15 protein-coding genes are annotated in these 19,896 nt (G+C 70.8%); 5 read left to right on the top strand and 10 right to left on the bottom strand.

What is annotated here, in order from left to right:
• Positions 1-30: 30 nt before the first annotated feature.
• From POL25_RS21455 to POL25_RS21440, 4 genes are all read right to left on the bottom strand, one after another.
• A complete protein-coding gene (locus POL25_RS21455; protein ID WP_272087997.1) occupies positions 31-1,794 on the bottom strand; it encodes a right-handed parallel beta-helix repeat-containing protein in 1,764 nt (587 codons plus the stop codon).
• Between the two features lie 166 nt (positions 1,795-1,960).
• Entirely contained in the window at positions 1,961-3,625 is a 1,665-nt protein-coding gene (locus POL25_RS21450) for a hypothetical protein (protein ID WP_272087996.1), read from the bottom strand.
• 60 nt (positions 3,626-3,685) lie between these two features.
• Positions 3,686-4,603: a hypothetical protein gene (locus POL25_RS21445; RefSeq protein WP_272087995.1), complete on the bottom strand. Its 918-nt coding sequence runs from the start codon at positions 4,601-4,603 to the stop codon at positions 3,686-3,688.
• A gap of 181 nt (positions 4,604-4,784) precedes the next feature.
• Positions 4,785-7,625 (bottom strand): serine/threonine-protein kinase, encoded by a 2,841-nt coding sequence (locus tag POL25_RS21440; protein WP_272087994.1) that lies wholly within the window; start codon positions 7,623-7,625, stop codon positions 4,785-4,787.
• 62 nt (positions 7,626-7,687) lie between these two features.
• Between POL25_RS21440 and POL25_RS21435 the strand changes: the two genes are divergently transcribed.
• Together POL25_RS21435 and POL25_RS21430 are read left to right on the top strand one after the other, a co-directional pair.
• Entirely contained in the window at positions 7,688-9,004 is a 1,317-nt protein-coding gene (locus POL25_RS21435; protein ID WP_272087993.1) for a DUF4388 domain-containing protein, read from the top strand.
• A gap of 7 nt (positions 9,005-9,011) precedes the next feature.
• Positions 9,012-9,434: a response regulator gene (locus POL25_RS21430; protein ID WP_272087992.1), complete on the top strand. Its 423-nt coding sequence runs from the start codon at positions 9,012-9,014 to the stop codon at positions 9,432-9,434.
• A 204-nt stretch (positions 9,435-9,638) separates the two neighbouring features.
• Here the strand turns inward: POL25_RS21430 and POL25_RS21425 are convergent, their stop codons facing one another.
• Positions 9,639-11,378, bottom strand: a complete 1,740-nt coding sequence (locus POL25_RS21425; RefSeq protein ID WP_272087991.1) for a hypothetical protein — start codon at positions 11,376-11,378, stop codon at positions 9,639-9,641.
• A 320-nt stretch (positions 11,379-11,698) separates the two neighbouring features.
• Between POL25_RS21425 and POL25_RS21420 the strand changes: the two genes are divergently transcribed.
• The gene (locus POL25_RS21420) at positions 11,699-12,523 is read left to right on the top strand and encodes a DUF4388 domain-containing protein (protein ID WP_272087990.1); all 825 of its coding nucleotides are present in this window, start codon (positions 11,699-11,701) and stop codon (positions 12,521-12,523) included.
• A 134-nt stretch (positions 12,524-12,657) separates the two neighbouring features.
• Here the strand turns inward: POL25_RS21420 and POL25_RS21415 are convergent, their stop codons facing one another.
• The gene (locus POL25_RS21415; RefSeq protein ID WP_272087989.1) at positions 12,658-13,260 is read right to left on the bottom strand and encodes an HD domain-containing protein; all 603 of its coding nucleotides are present in this window, start codon (positions 13,258-13,260) and stop codon (positions 12,658-12,660) included.
• A gap of 40 nt (positions 13,261-13,300) precedes the next feature.
• On the opposite strand from POL25_RS21415, the gene POL25_RS21410 reads away from it, so the two are divergent.
• Positions 13,301-13,933, top strand: a complete 633-nt coding sequence (locus POL25_RS21410) for a glutathione peroxidase (RefSeq protein ID WP_272087988.1) — start codon at positions 13,301-13,303, stop codon at positions 13,931-13,933.
• 127 nt (positions 13,934-14,060) lie between these two features.
• On the opposite strand, the gene POL25_RS21405 is transcribed toward POL25_RS21410, so the two are convergent.
• The 3 genes from POL25_RS21405 to POL25_RS21395 all read right to left on the bottom strand — a co-directional run bounded on the left by POL25_RS21405 (position 14,061) and on the right by POL25_RS21395 (position 18,384).
• Entirely contained in the window at positions 14,061-15,497 is a 1,437-nt protein-coding gene (locus POL25_RS21405; RefSeq protein ID WP_272087987.1) for an AMP-binding protein, read from the bottom strand.
• A 51-nt stretch (positions 15,498-15,548) separates the two neighbouring features.
• Complete coding sequence (locus tag POL25_RS21400) at positions 15,549-16,697, bottom strand: tetratricopeptide repeat protein (RefSeq protein ID WP_272087986.1); 1,149 nt, start codon at positions 16,695-16,697, stop codon at positions 15,549-15,551.
• Positions 16,698-16,821: 124 nt separating this feature from the next.
• Positions 16,822-18,384: a penicillin-binding transpeptidase domain-containing protein gene (locus tag POL25_RS21395; RefSeq protein WP_272087985.1), complete on the bottom strand. Its 1,563-nt coding sequence runs from the start codon at positions 18,382-18,384 to the stop codon at positions 16,822-16,824.
• Between the two features lie 285 nt (positions 18,385-18,669).
• On the opposite strand from POL25_RS21395, the gene POL25_RS21390 reads away from it, so the two are divergent.
• Positions 18,670-19,554 carry a GGDEF domain-containing protein gene (locus tag POL25_RS21390; RefSeq protein WP_267707943.1) on the top strand — a complete coding sequence of 295 codons (885 nt, stop codon included), beginning with the start codon at positions 18,670-18,672 and terminating at the stop codon, positions 19,552-19,554.
• A gap of 44 nt (positions 19,555-19,598) precedes the next feature.
• Here POL25_RS21390 and POL25_RS21385 read toward each other — a convergent pair whose 3' ends face one another.
• Positions 19,599-19,883, bottom strand: a complete 285-nt coding sequence (locus POL25_RS21385; RefSeq protein ID WP_272087984.1) for a TMEM165/GDT1 family protein — start codon at positions 19,881-19,883, stop codon at positions 19,599-19,601.
• Positions 19,884-19,896: the final 13 nt, after the last annotated feature.

Below are 19,896 nucleotides of genomic sequence, written 5' to 3'. Positions count from 1 at the left end.
GCACACTCGCGCGCGAGCGCGCACGCGGCTTCACTGGCCCATGATGTCGGCGCCGACGAAGTCCTTCTGATTGACCTTGGCCGGGCGCGGCTGGCCGTCGTAGTCGACCACCGGGTCGCCCTTCTTCCACACCGCGAACTCGAGATCCTTGGGCAAGCCCATCGGCGGCTGAGGATTGAGGGGTCGCGCCCCGGTGACCCCATTGGCCAGGAAGTACCCGAGAATATCCTCGCCGGCCTTCTTGTTGTTGCCGATCTTGAACTCGTCGCTGTCGATCAGGGAGTTCGTGATGCTCAGCATGGCGCTGCACTTGACCGACAGCACGTTGCCCATCTGCTTGCGGCCGATCGCCGAGTTGCGGATGACCCCGTCGACGTTGTCGTTGACGCAGTGGATCGAGTCGCCGCGGGCGGTCATGTCCATGGGGTCGACCTCGGCGTTGTTGGCGAGGATCCCGCTGAAGCTGATGTCGAGGGTCGCGTTGTCGGCCACGATCCCGCCGCCGCCGTCGCCCTGGACGTGCTGGCTCTCGGTGATGTAGCTGTTGCTCATGTGCAGCTCGCACGCCTGATCGGCGCAGTTGAGCTCGATGCCCTCGGTGCGGCTCTTGAAGATGCTCGAGCGGCGCATGTACACGTCGCAGCCGAACGAGCGGATGCCGGAGCCGCGGGTGTCGCGGATGTAGCTGTCGTCGATGAAGACGCTCGAGTTCTGCAGGCAGCCGATGCCGACGGCGTTGTCGTCCTGGTTGCTGACGCTGTAGATGGCGAAGTTGTTGACGTAGGCGACCACGTTGGCGCCGACGGTCATCACGGCGCCGTTCGACTGCCACCGCGTGTGGCGCTGCGCGCTCAGGTCCTCCTGGGCGAACTCGCCGACGTGCACGAACGCGTAGCTGACCGGCTCGTTCACGTCGACCGAGGGGATCGTGATGTCGCCGTGGTAGGAGCTGAACTCTTCGCTCTCGAGGAACTTGAAGGTCCAGCCGCTGGTCGCCCCCTCGGACTGCGCGCGCTCCAGCGCCACGTTGGCGTTGCAGAACGGGGCCTGCTCGTAGCCGCCCTGCTTCATGTTGTTGGTGCAGTCCCCCTTGGCCTCGATGCCGTGGCGGATGTAGAGCACCTTGTCGATCGGGAAGCACTCGCGCTTGAGCACGTCGCACGCGGTGTCGGGGCAGTGGCTGTGCTCGAAGCAGCCCTCGCAGGCGTTGGTGGCCGGGTTGCACGCCGGCGTGGCGCCCGAGCAGAGCGACTGATCGTCGATCGTGCAGGCGACGCACTGGCCGTCGTCGGCGTTGCAGAGCGGCTTGCTCGGATCGATGGCCGCGCAGCCGTCGGCGGGCAGCACCGAGCAGTCGCCGCACACGCCCCCTTCGGAGCAGTAGGGCTTGTCGGCGCTGATGCCCTTGCAGTCGTCGCTGGGCTGCTCGCCGCCCGGGTCGCAGGGCGTCGCCGGACCGGTGGTGGAGCTGGTCTCGCTCGTCGTGGTAGCGGGCTCGACCGTGGTGGTGCTCGTGCCGTCAGGGCCGTTCTCGGTGGTCGTGTCGTCCCCGCGGGTCACGCACGTCTGGCTCGGCGAGCACTCGAGACCGTCGTTGCAGGCGCCCCCCTGCGTGCACGGACAGCCGAGGTCGCCGACCGGGCAATTCTCCGTGGTGCCTGTGGTTTGAGCCTGTGAGCCCGCCGTCGTCGAGTCGCTGTCGGTCTCCGTCGCTGCCGGCGAGACCGGGCACGCACCGAGCGCGAAGAGAGAGGCGAGGTACGTCACATAAGACCAGGCACGGGGTGAACGCATGGCAAGTTCGATTATCGCTCACCCTCCCGCGCCGGACAACCGCCCCCGCCAGGCGAGCCGCCGGAACCACGTCTCCACAGCACACCGCTGAACGAACAATCAGGGCCCTACGAGGGCCCCGGGCGCAGCGCCGGGCGCAAAACCCTGTGCGCCCCTGCGCCTACCTTCAGAGCGGCTGCCTGGCTCCGGCAAAGCTGGGATCCTCCGTGGGGATCACCGCCTCGTTGCTGAAGTCCCGCCGCGGATCGCCTTCCTGCCAGACCGCCATGTCCTCGAGCGGGTCCATGTTGTCGCTCTTGCGCGGCGTGTACACGTCCTCGAGGCCAGGGTTGAACCACTGGTTCATGACGATGTTGGCCGCGGTCTCGTCCGCGGTCTCCTCGACGCGACCGTTCACGAACGACAGGGCGGCGCCGCAGTCGGTGATCGGATTGACGCCGATGACCGCCGAGTTGCGCACGGTGATCGTCGACGGGTTGCCGCCGCACTTGAAGGCCGACAGCCCGCCGATCACCCGGTTGCGGGCGATGGTCGAGTACGTGATCGTGCCCTGCACCGCGTTGACGAAGTTGAACGCGGTGTGCGCCGCAGTGTTGGCGCCGTTCTCCATGACGAAGCTGTTCTCCATCCACAGCGAACCGGCGGTGAGCTGCATCGCCGCGCCGCAGCGCACGATCCGCGAGCGGTGGATCGACACGTCGCAGCTCGAACCCTCGATGCCGCGCGCGGCGTTGAGGTTGTTGCCGTCCCACCACGAGTCGTGGGCGTAGAGCCGGGCGCCGGTGCACTTGACGAGCGCGCCCTGGGCGAAGCGGAGCTTGACGCCCGAGATGTAGAGCCGCGCCCCGGCGCCGCTGACCTGCAGAGACGGGCCCAGGATGTTGGCGCCGTTGATCTCGGGGATGCCCGCGTTGTGCTTGACGATGGCCACGACCTTGCCGGCGGGGACGGACAGCCCGCCGGGAGCGTCGTTGCTGGCGAGCAGCCGGACCGTCGTCTTGGCCGCGTCGAGCGGGACATCGGTCAACTTGCAGAACGGGCTGTCCGCCGTCAGGCCGGTCTTGGCCTGACAGTCGACCTTGCCGCCCTTGACGAAGAACACCGACTGCTCGGGGAAGCAGCTGCCCTCGAAGATGTCGCAGGCCGTGCTGCCGCACTGCGAGTGCTCGGTGCACGGGACGCACTCATGCGTCTCCGGATCGCAGGTCGGCGTGGCGCCGGTGCACAGCTGCGCCTCCTGCTCCGTGCACTCGACGCACAGGCCCGAGGCCTCGTCGCACGCCGGCGTGGCGGTGTTCACGTCGTTGCAGGTCTTGTCCTCCGGCAGCGACGTGCACCAGCCGCACTGATTCTGGGCCACGCAGTACTGCTCGCCGCAGTTCGGGTCGTTGAGGTTGCCCGGGTCGCACATCGTCTCGATCGTGGTCGACGGCGCCTCGGTGGTGCTGGTCTCGGTCGTCTGCGTGGTCGTCGAGTCGGTGGTCGACGTCGGGCCCATCGTCGTCACGCCGATCGTCGTATCGTCGGTCGTCGAGGTCTCCGTGGTCGTCGGCATCGAGGTCGGACCCACCGTCGGGTCGGCCGTGCTGGACTCGGTGGTCGGCCCCGTGGTGCCGCCGCCTTCACGACAGCTCGGCTCGATCGCGTCGGCCTCGCTCACGGGCACGCAGCCGTTGTTGGCCGACGCGCACGCGCTGCACACGAAGCCCACGGGACACGGGTTTTCGGCCCCGTTCTCGTGGTAGCCGCAGTGGGCGGTGTTGGTGATGAAGCAGCCGCCCGCGAATCCGATCAGCGCGCCCGCGCCGAGCATCATGGACAGCGTTCGCACCCCGAGACCACGCAAACCAAGCTCCGACATAAGTACCTCGAACCTCGACCCCACAAGATATCAGAAGCGGCCGGACCACTGCAGCCCGACCATGCCCGCGCCGAAGCTGGGTACGAGCGCGGTCTGCGACGCGCGGGCCTTGCGGTGACCGACGACGAACAGAGCCACGCCGGCGAGCGCCGCCGCGCCGCCGATTCCGAGCGTCACGTACCCAGGAAGCGTGGTGCTGCGAAGCTCGTAGCCGATGTTCGGATCGATCTGTCGATCGGGCACCAGCGCGAGGCCGATGCCGACACCGATGCCGACCACGCCAGCGGCCATGAGGCCGATGCCGGCCTTGCACAGCGGATGCATCGCCGCTTCGCCGCCCGGACCGGCGTCGACCGTGGGCCCGCCCGGCGTCGCCGCGGCGTCGCCGGTGGTCGTCGTCGCGGAGGACTCGGCCTGCTTGTTGTCGGCGTCGACCTTGGCGTTGTACTCGTCGATGTAGACGCGGAGCTGCTGCAGCGCGAGGCGAGCGTCGGTGCCGACCTTCTCGACCAGCTCCTTCTCGATGCAGTCGACACACTCGCCGCGCAGGCTGCCGCCCGAGATGGCCTGGTCGCTGCCGTGGCGGACGTCGATGGTGTAGCTCCACCCGATCGCGTCGCCTCCGAGCTCGCTGACCTTGATCGCGACCTTCGGCAGGCCGGCGTCCTTGCCCTCGGTGATGTTGAACGCCCGCATGGCGTCGACCACCCGGGCCTGGATCCGCGGGTTCATCAGCTGACCCTCTTCGCCGGCGGCTGCGGTGTCGATGGCGACCGAGGCCGACGCGGCCAGGCGCTCGCGCTTGGCTGCGGGCGGCGTGGGCACGCCGCGCGAGGCCGGCGGCAGCAACACGCGTTCGGCTTGTGCCGGCTGCGGCGGCGCGCTACGGCAGACCCCAGGCGCAGGCGAGAGGACGAGCGAGAAGGCGACCAGGATCGAGGCGTACATGAGCGCGGGGGGACCCAAAGGGGCCGGAGCGGCGGGCTAAGGTGACATCACCTGGCCCGGCCTGACAAGGGCACGCCAATTATGGCCCCACATCTCCCCGCGCGTCCACTTCTGAGAGGCTCCGGCCAGCGCGCGTTCGCGCCTTGATCCCGGCGCGATCACGCAGGCCCGAACTTGCGCGTCACCCGGCCTCGCGGCGCTCGCAGAACTTGACCCACTTGACCACGTCGGCGTCGGACTGTCCGCGGCCGGCGCGGGCGCACTCCCTCCACTTTTCGAGCTCCTTGTAGGCGTAGGTCTTGAGCTTGGCCGACTCGGCCTTGCTCTTCCAGCAGCCCGGCTCGGCGTTGAGGAAGCGCAGCATGTCGGCCGGCTTGCCGCCGGCGCGCGCCGACTTGACCTTGTCGACGGTCTGCTTGCAGAAGTCGCTGTTGGGGTCACGCGCGGGCTTCGGGTCGTTGCCCTTCTTCGGCTCCCTGTCGCCCTTGTCGTCCTTGGTGTCGCCGTCGCTGTCGCCGACCTTCGCGTCGGGCTGCTTGGTCTCGGGCGGGTTCAGGAGCTTGGGGTCGACGACGACCGCACCCCACTGCGGGTTGCTCTTCTTGGCCGGCGGGTCGTTGGTGAGCGGCGGCGGCTTGTTGACCGGCTCGCCAGTGGTCTTGACCGCGACCTCGCCGCCCTCGTCGCCGCCCTCTTCGTTGCTCGGGCCCCAGCGCAGCGCGATCCACAGCAGTGACGCGGCGAACACCACGATCGCGGCCATGCTGAGCTGGCGCTGACGCTCGTAGGTCATGCCGCTCGGCGGAGGCGGCGCCGGCATCGGCACCGTGGCCGCGACCTGTGCTGGCTCTTTGGCCAGGGCCGCAGGGCCAGGTACGGACATCAGCTTCTCGCGCCGCACCGGCGCGACCACCAGCGAGGCGCCGGGGTCGTCGGCGTCGAGGTCGTGCTCGTCGGGCGGCAGGAGGCGGATGACCTCCTCGAGGCGGGTCAGGAACTCGCGCGCCGACTGCGGGCGCATGCCCGGATCGATCTCGAGGCAGTCGTCGACCAGCTTGACCAGCTGACGCGGCAGGTCGGGCCGCCGGTCGCCCAGCGACGGCGCGCGCTCGGTGGCCTTGCGCGCCATGATCTCGACCATGTTGTTCGACACGAACGGCGGCTCGCCGACGAGGCACTCGAACAGCATCACGCCGAGCGCGTAGATGTCGAAGAACTCGGTCGCGTCCTTGCCCTTGGCCTGCTCGGGCGCCATGTACTCGGGCGTGCCGAGAGCGTGGCCGGGGATGGTGAGCCGCGCCTCACCCTCGACCCGCTCGGCGCCGGCGGAGATGCCGAAGTCGAGGACCTTGACGTACTCGCCCTCGCCCTCCGGCATGGGCACGAACATCACGTTGTCGGGCTTGAGGTCGCGATGGATGATGCCGACGTCGTGGGCCGCCCGGATCGCCCGCGAGATGTCGCGGATGATGCGGACGGCGCGGCCGACCGGCAGCGAGCCGAGCTCCTGGATCTCGTCGTAGAGATTGCGCCCGGTGAGGTACTCCATCACCAGGTAGAGGCGGCCGTCGGGCAGCTGGCCGGCGTCGAACACCTCGATGATGTTGTGGTGACCGGCGGCGCTGGCGGCCCGCGCCTCGGCCCGGAACCGCTTGGCGACCAGCTCGTTGCGGCTCCACTGGTGGGTGAGGACCTTGATGGCGACGCGGCGACCGACGGTCGTGTGCTCGCCGAGGTACACCGTGCCCATGCCGCCGCGACCGATGCGACTGACCACGCAGTAGCGGTCGGCGATGATCGTGCCGGGCTGGATGTACTCGATGTCGTTGACCGGGTCGTCGTCCTTGTTCTTCTCGCGCGGACGACGGTTGGCGGCCGCGGCGGCGACGGCTGCGGGCGGCGGCTGGGCGCGGTCGGGCGGCAGCGGGATGATCTTCTTGCTGCCCATGCTGACGTCGGCGCCCTCGTCGAGGTTGTCGAGCGCCAGCTCGAACTCCTCCTCGTCGACCAGCGTGTCCTTGTTGTCGTCGCGGCTGCTCGCGGCCTGCGTGACGCCGGCGATTTCCATCAGCAAGTACTCGCGGTTCTCGGCCTCGCGGGCAGCGGCGTCGCCGAACAGCATGCCCATGAAGTCTGCCGCGGCTTCCTGCCCGGTGAAGCCGGGGTAGTTGCGCTGCAACCACCCGCCGAGCGACTCCATGAACTCGTGCGCCGACAGGTAGCGGTCCTCGCGGTCGCGGGCCAGCGCCTTCATGACGACGGCGTCGAGCTCGGGGTCGACGCGGCTCGAGTAGGTCGAAGGCGGCGGCGCTGTGAAGTGCGACACGTCCTCGGTGTCGACGCCGTCGCCCCCGCGCAGCGGCCGCCCAGTCAGCAGCTCCCACAACACCGCGCCGCAGGCGTAGACGTCCGCGCGACCGTCGAGGGTCTCGTGGCGCGCCTGCTCGGGCGACATGTACCCGACCTTGCCGAACACCACGCCGGGCACGGTGAGGCTGCCCTTCAGCGTCGAAGTCGCCAGCCCGAAGTCGGCGAGTAGCACGCTGCCGGTCCAGTCGATCAGGATGTTCGACGGCGAGACGTCGCGGTGCACGAGGCCGAGGCCAGGGAACGTGTGCGCGTAGTGCAAACCACGCAGGATGTCGCGGATGATGTGCACCGCGATCGGCACCGGAAACGCCTTGCCGACCGCGGCGCAGCGGTCCCAGATGTCCGCGAGATCGCGCCCTTCGACCAGGCTCATGACGATGAAGAGCTGCTGTTCGAACTCGCCGGCCTCGCGGACCTCGACGATGTTCGGGTGGTGCAGCCGCAGCACCAGCTTGGCCTCGTCGAGGAAGCGCGTGCGGTAGTCGTGGTCGGGCAGACCGGGTCGCAAGAGCTTGACGGCGACGAGCCGGGCGGACGTCCCGAGGCCGAGCGACGCGAGATAAACGGTCGCCATCCCGCCCTCTCCCAGCGCAGCAAGCAGGGTCACGTTGCCCAGCTGGCGGGGGGGGTTCAGTCGCTCAATCTCGCCCATGACCATGTGTGTGCCAAACGCTACCACGACTCGGCGGTTTCCGAGTATCCTTTGCCGCATCCATGCCAGCCCCGTCCGGCCCGTCCCAGCCCGGGATTCTGTACTACGACCCGAATACGACCACGGCCAAGCTGGCGACGGCGGGCCTGCGGCTGGCCGGCTACCAGGTGTTCAACGCGCACACGCAGCAGGACGCGGTCGAACTGTGCAAGCGGCACGGTCCGGCCGGGGATCGGGCGATCATGGCCCTCCTGCTCGACGCCGCCGCCGACCCCGCCGCCTCGGGCGGCGTGCTCCGGGCGCTGGTCCAGATCCCCGGCGGTGCGCAGCTCCCGGGGATCCTGCTCGTCAGCCGCTCGAACCCCAACCCGATCCCGGGCGCCGAGGACCTGCCCGCCCTCCGGCGGCCGTTCAGCACCCCGGCGCTGATCAAGATCGTCGAGGAGGCGCTCGAAGGCCACGTCCCCGCGGCGTCCAAGGCGCCGGCCGTGACCCCGCAGGACCCGGCCGTGACCCGGCTCAAGCACCTGCTGGGCGACCACTTTCCTGGCCAGGAGTTCAGTGACGCCGACGTCGACCACTTCGTCAAGGCGCTGCGCTCCGACGAAGAGTTCGCGGTCCAGGCCGACAAGCCGGCGATCCGCGGCTCGCTCGGCGGGGTCCGCCTCGAGGCCGTGCTCGAGATGCTCGGCAACTCCGGCGTGCGCGGGGTGCTGAAGGTCGAGCAAGGCTCGTCGTGGGGCAAGCTGCACCTCGACGCCGGCCGGATCCGCCTGGCCGAGGTCAAGGGCACCGAGGAAGACCTCAAGCTCGGCCGCTTCGTCGTCGAGGGCGGATTCATGCGCGACGAGCAGCTCGAGGCGTTCATCGTCGGCAAGGACCCGGAGCAGCGGCCGCTCGGCTCGCGCCTGGTCGAGGGCGGGTTCCTCAGCCCCGCCGAGCTGGCGCAGATCCTGGTCGACCAGGCCCGCGCGCTGATCTCCCACCTGCTGGCGTGGAAGCAGGGCACTTTCACGTTCACCCCGACGGTCGAGCTCGACCCGATGGCCACCGCCGCCGCCGCCCAGGGCCGGGCCGAGCTGACCATCGCCGACGCGCTGCTCGACGGCCTGCGCTTGATCGACGAGCAGGCGCTCATGGGCCCGCACATCCCCGACGTCGACGACGTGTACCTCCGCATCGACGAGCAGGTGGCCAAGCTGAGCCGCGAGGCGCTGCCGCGCGACGAGCTGGCGGTGCTCGAGCTGGTCAACGGCCGCAACAGCGTCAAGGAGATCGCGCGCAAGACCCGTACGGGCACCTACGCGGTCGCCCGCGTGCTTTACCGCCATGCCAAGGCCAACCTGGTGCGCAAGCGGGTGATGCCCGTGCCGGTCTGAGGCGAACATGAGCGAGCCGCGCCACGTCGTCGTCGCCGACCCCGACCCGCGCGAGCGGGCCCGCGTGCAGGAGCTGCTGCGCGTGCCCGCGGAGGAGCTGGGGCTGTCGCTCGAGGTCCACGCCGCCAGCGACGGCCAGGTCGCGCTGGCGCTCATCGAGCAGCGCAAGCCCCATCTGGTGCTGAGCGAGGTGCTGCTCGAGGGCCTGAGCGGCCTGTCGATCCTCCGCCGCCTGCGCGCGACCTTGCCTGCGGGCCAGGTGCCGCCGTTCGTGTTCGTCACGACGATGGCCCGCGAGAGCGACCGCTACTGGGGCCTGCGCAACGGCGCCCACGGCTACGTGATGAAGCCGTACGAGGACGACCTGCTGCAGTCGCGCATCCGCGACGTGCTGCGCGAAGTCCAGCCCGAGAAGTTCGGCCTGCTGTGATCCGCGCCGGCCGGGCCCGCCCGGTCCGCCCGCGATCCAGCGCCGCTAGAACATGACTGGTCGGACATGTGCATGAAGACATGTCGCTTCGGCCATCTCACTCGCGCGACCACACGGGACCGCAGGCGCGTCGTCGCCGTCGCTGCCCGTGACCGGTGATACCGCCCGACGCGACCTCAGGGCCGACGCGCCTCCCCTGCCCCGTCAGCAGCCCTGCGGCGGCGCGTCGATCGCCGGCGTGCCGTCGGTCGCCAGCACCGCCGACTGCGACACCGAGGCGCCGCACTGCCAGCCGACCACCGCCGCCTTGCACTTCGCGCAGGTGACGTTGTCGAGGCGCACCTCGGTCGGCGCCTCGACCCACACCGCCGGCTCTGCCCCCGTCTGCGACAGCTCGACGTGCTGCAGCGTGCTCGCCAGCGTCTTGCCGTGCAGCTTGATGCCGCGCCACACCCCGGCGCTCGCCGCCAGCTGGATCGGCGCCTCCGCGGTCCCGTGGGCCAGCAGGGCCGCCGGCGCGTCGCTGCCGACGATCAGCGCGGCCTCGGGTCCGGCGAGCACGCGCAGACCTGCCTCGAGGGTCAGCTCGGCGCCGACCAGCACCTCGCCGCTCAGCTCGAGCGGCGCGCCGTGAGCCGCCCACGTCGCCTTGCTGGTGACCGCGCCCGGGACCACCACGATGCGCCCGTCGCTGTCGAACGCGTTGCCCTCGCCGAGCGCCCCGACCAGGTCGGCCGGCAGCTCGAGCGCCCGCTTGGTGGCCGCGAAGCGGTTGTCGGCCAGCGCGCGCAGCGTCGCCTTGCCGCGGATCGCCACGCCCGCGCGGTTGCTGCGAAACGTCGTCTCGCGCAGCGACAGCGCCCCGTCCTCGACCATCAGCGCGGCGGTGCCCTCGTCGCCGCCGCCGCCGAATTCGAAGGCCGCGTGCTCGAGGTCCGCCTCGCCGCGGGCCCAGATCTGCAGCCCGCCCCACCCACCGGCCTGACGCCGATCGCCGGCCGTGAACGTGATCGGCGCCTCGCTGGTGCCGCGGGCCACCAGGCCGCCGTCGGCGCTGCTGCCGATCGACAGCCGACCCTCCGGCCCGAACCGCAGCTCTGTCCCCGGGGACAGGTTGAGCACCGCGCGCTCGGGCCCGGCGCCACCCACCCGCACCTCCTCGTTGAGCCGCAGCGGCACGCCCGGGTTGGGCCACGTGGTCGGCGCGCCGATGTCACCGCCCAGCACCTGCACCACCGCCTCGCCGTCGAAGCGGTTGCCGCCGGCGATCCCGATCACCGCCGTCGCCGGGGCCACGATCGCCGCCTTCGAGCCGAGCTTGCGCAGCGTGTTGCCGGTGAACGACGCCAGGCTGCCCGCGCCCTCGAGCCGGATCGCCGGACCGCGGGCCTCGCGGATCGTCGTGCCCTCGAGCGTCACCTCGGCGGCCGCGATCCACAGCGCCCGCTCCTCCGTGCCGGCGAACTCGATCACCGCGCCCTGGATCTGCGAGCGCGCCGCCTTGTCGCCGAGCTCCACGCCTCGCCACGCGCCCGCCGCCTTGTCGCTGGCCGAAGTCAGCGTGACCGGCTCCGTCGGCGTGCCCGCGACCAGCAGCTTCGCCGGCTCCGACGCGCCGACGATCAGCGCCGCGCCGTCCTTGAACTGCAGCGTCGCCCCGGCCTCGAGCGTGAGCGAGCCGTTGTCGACGCGGTAATCCTCGACCACCGTGACCGGCCCGCAGTCCTTCGAGATCACCCGATCGATCTGCGCCTCGGCGCCCCCGAGCGAGCGCGGGCACTCCGTCACGCGCGTCGCCCCGGGCGTGATGCTCCCGGCCGCGCTCTGCGGCGTCTGGACCGCCACCGGCGCGGGTCCTGGCTTCGCCTCGCTGGCGGGCTCGGCCCCCGGTTTCGGGCAAGCGGTGACGGACAGCGCGAGCGCGGCGAGCGGGGCGAGCCTCATGGCCGGCGTTTTATCGCGGCCACGCGCGGCCCAGCAAGGGCGCCCGTCCGGCGCCCGGGCCGGGCCGCCGCCGCGCGCGCCGACGAACCAGGTGTCTCTTCGGACATAGCGCATGAGACCTGTTCTTTCAGACAGGCTCGCTTCTATCCCGCCGCCCCCGGCTCGGACTTCGCGGACCCCGCACTGCCTCACGTGCGGGCCCACACGCGGCAATCCACGCGCCTGCCCCGTGAAGCTCGGCGACCCCGCCGCCCTGGTCGGCCGGCTGTGGTCTATCTTGTCGAGTACGCGCCGCCGGCGCAGACGGACGAAGCCGCCCCATGGATACCCAAGATCCGAGCCGCGCAGAGTCTGCTTCCCCTGCAGGAGCGTCCGCTCCGGGCGGCGAGGCCCGGCCCGAGGGTGGCCGCCTGCGCGACTTCCCTCTGCCCGAGCTGCTGTGGCAGTTCCACAGCGAGGGTCGCAGCGGGTGCCTGCGCCTGCGCAAGGGCGCGCTCGAGAAGACGCTGTGGCTGGCCGCCGGCGCGCCGGTGTTCGCCCGCAGCAACGAGGCCGGCGATCGCCTCACCGATCGCCTGCTGGTCCGCGGACTGCTGACGCGGGCGCAGTTCGATCAGGCCCAGGACCTGCTCGCGCGCACCAGCGGCAAGCGGATCGGCGAGGTCCTGCTCGAGAACGGCCTCATCCGCGAGCGCGAGCTCAACGAGGCGCTCGGCGAGCAGATCCTGCGCATGGTCGAATCGATGTTCTCGTGGAACGAGGGCAGCTGGCAGTTCGAGCCCGGGCCGTGCACCGACCGCGTCGTCCTGGACCGCTCGCTCGCCGCCATCCTCATGAGCGCGGCCCGCCACCGGATCCCCCTGCGCCGCCTGTGGGACGCCATCGGCGACCACCACCAGCTGCCGCGCCTCGCCTACGAGCACCGCACCGACGACGGCCGCGCCGAGCTGACCGCGACCCTCATGCTCGAGCCGAGCGAGTCGGCCTGGCTGGCGCGCCTCGACGGCTCGCGCACCCTCGCCGAGCTGCTCGACGACTTCGAGGTCGACGAGCACGAGCTGCTGGCCCTGCTGTTCACCTTGCGCCTGCTCGGGCACCTGCAGCTCGAGCTCGGCGGCGCGCCGGCGCTGGCGTTCCAGCGCTGACCCGCCTCGCGGGCTTCGGGGGCCCGCCTGAACGGCCGGCCTTGTATGTCTCTCGAGACATGCCCGAAACGACATGCCCGAAGCGACATGCCCCCGGCGACATGCTCGTCCGAGCATGTCCTCTGCGACAGGCGCTAGCCCGCGTCCTCGCGCCACTCGACCGCGCCGGTCAGCGCCGCGAACCGCTCGGCGTGCTCGGCCAGCAGCGCCTGCAGCCCGTCGGGCACGCGCCCGCGCAGGGCCGCGGCGACCGAGCGGAAGTACCACAGCTGCTTCGGCGCCGGCGCGTTGAAGCGGCCCAGCGTCTCCAGCCCGTGGAGCTCGAGATCGACGAGCAGCGTCGAGGTGTTGTGCAGCTTGTCGCAGGCGATCACGAGGGCGCTGCGCGCTCCGACGCTGCGCAGCTTGTCGAGGTAGCCGCGCTTGCGCAGCAGCCACGGCCGCTTGCTGCCCGGGGTCTCGTCGGCGCCGGTGTCGGTGCAGTCGCCGACGATCTCGCCGACCCCCGGACCGAACGCTTCGACGACCTCGCGCAGGCTCACCGGCGTGTCTTCGACGACGTCGTGCAGCAGCGCGGCGGTCGCCTGCTCGAGATCGCCGTCCCACTCAAGGACGAGCCCGCTGACCTGCAACAGGTGGCTGACGTACGGGATCGTGGTGCCCTTGCGCGTCTGCTCGCCGTGGGCGACCGCAGCGAACTCGAGCGCGCGCGCCAGCGTGTGACGATCGGCTGCCATGGCCCTCACTTTAGCGCACGCCTCCGCTATGCTGCCGCCCATGCTCCGCTCGCTCGCGCTCCTCGCCCTGGTCGCCGCCGCCTGCGACTCGTCCTCCACCCCCGCGAAGCCGGCCCAGGCCGAGGTCGCCAAGGCCGCGCCCGCCGCCCCCGCCGAGGCCAAGCCGAGCCCGGCCGCCGAGAGCCCGGTCATCGACCATACGGTCGAGGCGCTCGACGGCAGCCAGCAAAAATTCTCGGAGCTCCGCGGCAAGGCGATCCTGGTCGTCAACACCGCCTCGGAGTGCGGCTTCACGCCGCAGTACGCCAAGCTGCAGGAGCTGTACGGCCGCTACAAGGATCGCGGCCTGGTGGTCCTCGGCTTCCCGTCCAACGACTTCGGCGGCCAGGAGCCGGGCGACGCCACGCAGATCAAGGACTTCGTCGCCAGCAAGTACGCGATCGATTTCCCGATGATGAACAAGGTCCACGCGAAGGGGCCCGAGATCGCGCCGATCTACAAGACACTGACCGAAGAGACGCCCGAGGGGATCCGCGGCGAAGTGAAGTGGAACTTCACCAAGTTCCTGATCGACCCGACGGGCCGCGTGGTCGCCCGCTTCGAGTCGCCGATCGATCCGCTGGCGCCCGAGGTGACGACGGCGATCGAGAAGGTCCTGCCGGTCGCCGGCTGATCCTGCAGGCCTCGGAGCGAGCGCCGACACGCGCGCGCCAGGTCGAGCCGTCGACACGAAGCACTCGAGGACATGTCCTGCAGGACATGTCCTCGAAGCCATTCAGGGCACCGCCCTCGCGGGCCGCTCAGTTCTCGTCTTCCGGAGGCGGCGGGTCGATGCGCGTGTGCTCGCGCGGGACCAGGTACGGCGGCAGCTCGGCGACCATGAACTCCTCGAGGTCGTCGAGGCCGGTCGAGCCGGTGGCGCGGTAGCGCAGGTGGACGAACGGGTTGCCGTCGACGTCGTAGTCGACCTCGGCCTCGGCCTCGGTGATCCGCCGGTGCTTGCGCATCGCGGCCTCGATGCTGCGCAGGCTGGCGCGCCGGCCCTCGAGGTTGACGAGGCTGTCCGTGCGGCCAGGTACCTCGCCGAGCGAGCCGGCGGCGCCGAAGTGGCCGGCGTAGCCGGTGTGGATCCACGCGGTCTCGCCGGCGACCGGACCGCCGGGCTCACCTGCGGCCAGCAGCGGGCGCGTGCGCACCGGGTGAGGCGAGCGCGCGAGCACCTCGTGGCCGCCGTCGCCGGCCTTGCCGGGGCGCAGCTCGACGCCGGGCGACGGCTCGAAGCGCTCGCCGCGGGCCATCACGCGGGTGCCGAGGATCCCGATCTCCTCGAGGCACAGCAGCTGCACCGGCGGCGCGCCGAACACTTGCTTGAGCAGCTTGCCGTGCGAGGTCGCGATCGTGGCCTGGGGAATCACGGCCAGCAGCTCGCGCTCGGCCCCCGCGGCCTTGATCGCGCGCGCGGTGCGTTGCAGCGAATAGAGGAGGTCGACGACCACCAGCCGCTCGTAGGTGCCGGGCGGCGGCAGCACCGACTCGAGCGTCGGGTTGTCGGCCATGGCCAGGCGCGCCTCGGAGGCCAGCCAGCCGAGCACCACCGCGTCGAAGAAGCGCGGGCTGGTGAACGCCTGCGAGCAGGCGAGGTGGGTCCCGGCGCCGAGCTCGAGCCGCGCCGCTGCCGTCTCGCCGATCCACTTCAGGTGCGCGCCGCTGCGGAAGATGTCGTGCACGGCCCCGTTGGGGCTCACGGCCTCGAGCACGAACTCCGTGTCCCCGGGGACAGCCGAGCGCAGGTCGGACGGCGGCTCGAGCACGTCGACCTCGAGCAGCGACCCGCTGAGCTTGCGCCGCGAGTGCAGCACGTAGCCCTCGGGGTACTCGAGCGGCGAGTTCTCGAGCCCGCGCGGGCGCCGGAGCACGGCGCGGATCGGGATCCGTCGCGCCGCCGCGAGCAGGCTGCGATCGCCGTTGGCCGGATCGATGGGCATAGCGATCGCGCCGAGCTTGCTGACCGCGAGCAGCAGGATCACGAACTCGGCCACGTTGCCCATGCTGAGGGCGACCACGTCGCCGGCCCCGATCTTGAGGCCGACCAGCTCGCGCGCCCGCTTGTCGGCGCGGATGATGAGCCCGCGGCGGCTGAGCGTCGTGTCCTGACTGTCGAGCGAGCGCTGACTGCCCGCGCGCGGCACGGCCTCTTCGAGCCAGCTGTAGAACTGTCCAGCGCCGGAGGCAGTCATGCGTGCCGCCTCCGGGCGCCACGCTGTCGCGGGGTACACACCATGTTCGACCTAGAATCGGAACGAGTAACCCGAGTCGACGAGGACGAGCCACCTGGCTCTCGGGACATCGAGCTGGGAGAACGACGGCTCGCAGCCGGCGGCCGCCGTGCCCTGTCCAAAGCCGAGAATTGCGGAGGAGAGTCGCACGCCGAGCTCGTGGTTTTTGCGCGCTCCAAGTAGCACGTGGAAACCGACCCGTCCACCCGCGCCCGCCCCGCCCCGCTGGCTGACGAGGCCTCCGCTGGAATGCGCCGCACACACCGGACGTTGCCCCTCCGCGCGGATCCGCAGAGCCTCGCGCGCGAGGACGAGGAACCCGCCGCCAACGATCTCGAAGCGCCGCGCACGACCGACCGGATGCGCGTACTCGAGGTCGAGCAGCACCGCTTGCATGTGCAGGGCGAGCTTGTCGTTCGCCGTCACGGCGGCCCCCGCGAGCAAGCCGGCGCCGCCGATGTAGACCCGACGTCGCGCGCCGAGGAAGCCGCCGAGCCGCGCCATCGCGAAGCCCTGCACCGCGCCGTCGAGCCGCGACGTGCCGACTTGCGGTTGACCGTTAAGTCCGAAGGTCGCGCCGACGCGACCGCGGAACAACGGTGTTACTGCGGCCGGCGGCGGCGTCGACTCGCGCGCGTCCGCCCCGGACGGCAGTGGAGCCACGGGCGACGGATCGGGGACAGGCACCGGCGGCGACTCGGGGACAGGTGCGGGTGACGTCGCCGCGTCCTCGCGTCCGACAGGTGTCCCCTCGCCGCGCGGCGATGGGAGGGGTTTGAGCTGAAATTGCGGCGTCCCGCCGAGATCGCGGATCGTCGCCTCGACCTCGCCGCGATCGTCCGCGTCCGGCACCTCGCGCAGGTACGCCTTGTACGCCTCGACCGCCGCGGCCGCGTGCAGCGACTCGGCCGCGACATCGCCCCGCTCCTGGGCCGCGAGCATCAACTGCTGGCGACACACGCCGATGTTGTAGTGGATCTTCGGCGACGGCCGCAGCGCCATCGCCCGCTCGAACTCCGCCAGCGCGCGCTCGTAGTCGCCGGCGGCGAACGCCTTGGCGCCGGCCTCGAACGCCGCCCGCGCCGCGGTCGCCGGCGCCGCCGGGGCCGCGATCGCCGGCTGTCCCGAGAGCCAGATCGAGAGACCTAGCCCGAGGGACATGGCCCATCGGACATGTCCTGAGCGACACTTGCGAGACGCGCGGGGGACGGCGACGGCGCTGACTCGCACGCGCTCATCTTCCGGCGCGGCGGGCGGGCGCGCAAGGGTGCACGCGGCCGCGCCCTCAGACGCCGCTCGGCGCCTTGCCGCTCGCGGCCTGCGGCCTTGCGACAGGACCGGGCACCGGCGGCAGCGCGTCAGGGTCCTGACGAGTGGCCGGGGGCTTGCGCGCGGCCACGGCGTCGGCCGGCGCGGGCTTGCTCGGGCTCGTCGCGGGCGCCGGCTTCTTGCCCTCGACCGGCAGCTCGACGCCCTTCTTCGTCAGCTTGGCGACGCGGTGCTCGGCGATCGCGTCGCGCCGCTGGGCGTAGATCTGGACCAGCCGACGCGCCGCGTAGTGGGCCTTGATCTGCCACTTCGGCTCGTTGGCGAGGAGCACCGCGAACGCGATCTCCGGGCGGTCGGCCGGCGCGTAGCCGACGAACCAGTTGTAGTTGAGGCCCGGGGCGCGCTTGCCGGTGAGGCTGCCGGTCTTGCCGGCGACCTGCACGTCGGCGATGTACGAGGTGCCCTGACGGTCGACGAAGCTCGCGCGCGCGGTGCCCTCGGTGGTGGTGCGCACCATCATCGCGCCGACCGCCTCGGCGACGTCCTTCGTCAGCACGCGCTCGGTCTTCGGCAGCGACGGCGTGCGGTCGGTGCCGTCGGGCCCGAGCACCTGCGAGATGACGTGCGGCGCCTGGTACACGCCGTCGCGCGCGAACACGCTGGCGAGCAGCGCCCCGTGCAGCGGGCTCATGTCGACGTGCCAGAACCCGGCCGCGACCTTGGCCCGCTCCTTGGCGTCGGCCGGGATCAGCGCCGGCGAGCGCTCGACCGGGAATTCGAACGGGATGTCGCTGTCGAACTTGAACGAGCGCACCGTCGCCTGCAGCGCGTCGGCGCTGAGGTGCTTGAGCGCGAGCTTGGCGATCACGACGTTGTGGCTGTGCGCGACGGCCCCGCCGAGGTCGTCGCAGCGCTCGTCGCGGCGCGGGTCGTCGAGCAGCAGGTCGTCGGTGATGCCGTGGAGGCCGCCGCTGAAGCACACCCGCGTCTTGTTGTTGACGTGCTTGTTGGCCAGCAGCGACGCCGCGGTCACCAGCTTGAACGTCGACGCCGCCGGCGCCCAGGCCGTGGTCACGATCTCGAGCGGGTCGACCTCGGGGTCCATGCTCGAGTGGCCGGCCAGCGCGAGCACCGCGTTGTCGCGCACGTCGAGCACCACCGCGGCCGCGTATGGCACCTCGCGGTTGCGGAAGATCTGCAGCGCCGCGTCCTGAAGCACCGGATCGAGCGTGTAGAGGATCCGGTGGCCGTCGCTCAGCTCCTGGACCAGGCGCGTGCGCGCCAAATCGGTGGCCAGCGTCGGGAAATCCGGATCCGCGGTCTTCGCCGCCCGGGTCGGCGCCGGCGCGTCGGCCCCGAGCGGGGCGGGCGTCACGGCCGTGAGGTCGAGCCGGTCCTGCCACGGCAACGCGGCCACCGGCGCCTCCTCTGGCGCCGCCTGCGTCCCCGTCGCCGCGGTCCGCACCACGTCGTGCGTCTCCGGGACCTCCTGGCGCTGCACGTAGAATGCGATGGCGCCGAGAGTGCCGACGAAGAAGAGCGCGCCGAGACCGCTGAGTCGGGTGTTGGGGGCCGACATGTCGGCTGGTCATAGCAGCGCCCCTGCGGGCTCGGCAAAATTTCGCCGGATCACGACGGCTACGGAGCCCGCGCGCCGGCCGCCACATCGGCTCAATAACCCTTTCATTTCGGTCACTTACACGACGTGACCTGAGACGGGGGGTGCAGGCCCGAGGGCGCCATAACGAGCCTACATCTCCAGACTGCGTCGCACCAGAATCACCCCTCGCGCTCCGCGTCGTTGCCCGGCTCTGGTAATTTGACCGCCGCAGAGGGGGGCCCCCTCGAGGACTGCCGCGGGCTTATGCGGGACGAGACGATCGTTACAGTCATCAACAAGAGTGACGAAGGTGGCGGCAAGGGCCCCAAGAAGGAGGCCTGTCTCGTCGTCATCTACGGCGCCGAGCTCGGCCGCAAGTACCACATCGACGGGCGCGAGATGACGATCGGGCGCGGAACCCTCAACGACATCTGCGTCAGTCAGGACAGCGTGTCACGCACGCACGCGACGCTGCGGGTCGAGGATCACGGCGTCAAGCTGCGCGACAACGAGTCGACCAACGGCACCTACGTCAACGACCACAAGATCCACGAGGCCTGGCTCAAGGACGGCGACCTCATCAAGATCGGTCGCGCCATCTTCAAGTTCCTCAGCGGCGACAACGTCGAGAGCCTCTACCACGAGGAGATTTATCGCCTCTCGACGGTCGACGGCCTGACCCAGATCTTCAACAAGCGCTACTTCCTCGAGACGCTCGAGCGCGAGCTGTCGCGGGCCCGTCGCTACGACCGCCCGCTCGCGCTGGTGATGTTCGACATCGACTTCTTCAAGGCCTGCAACGACACCTTCGGCCACCGCGCCGGTGACTTCGTGCTGCGCGAGGTGGCCGACGTGGTGCGCGAGCGGGCCCGCAAGGTCGACGTGCTGGCGCGCTACGGCGGCGAGGAGTTCGCGATGATACTCCCCGAGATCGACATCCGCGGCGCGACCCAGTTCTCGGAGAAGATCCGGACCATGATCGCGGAGTCGAAGTTCATGTTCGAGGGCCGCCACATCCCGGTCACGATCTCGATCGGCGTGGCCGAGCTGACGCAGGACATCGCCACCTACGACGACCTGATCAAGAAGGCCGACGCGCGCCTCTACAAGGCCAAGCAGACCGGCCGCAACCGCGTCGTCGCCGACTGATCCGCGCCGCGGTTCGAGGCGGGCGACTCGCGGTCGCCCGCGCCTCAGGTCTTGGCCACGAACGTGGCCGCCAGCATCCAGCCGCCGAGGATCACGAACAGCGCCCCGGCGACGCGCTCGATCATCACCGGCTCGACGCGGGTGCGCAGCCACTCGCCGGCCAGCACCGCGACGAGGCTCGACAGCACCAGCGCCAGCGCCGACGCGGCGAACACCAGCCAGCGGCGGCCGCTCGACGCCGCCATGCTCATGGTGGTGAGCTGGGTCTTGTCGCCCAGCTCGGCGAGGAACACGAGACCGAAGGTCGTAAAGAACGCGCGGAGATCCATCGCAGATGCCTCG

This window comes from Nannocystis bainbridge (assembly GCF_028368995.1).
In the GTDB taxonomy this organism is placed as follows: Bacteria; Myxococcota_A; Polyangia; order Nannocystales; family Nannocystaceae; genus Nannocystis; species Nannocystis bainbridge.
Note: the sequence above shows the minus strand (reverse complement) of the source record. Positions and strands in the feature narration are given on the sequence as shown.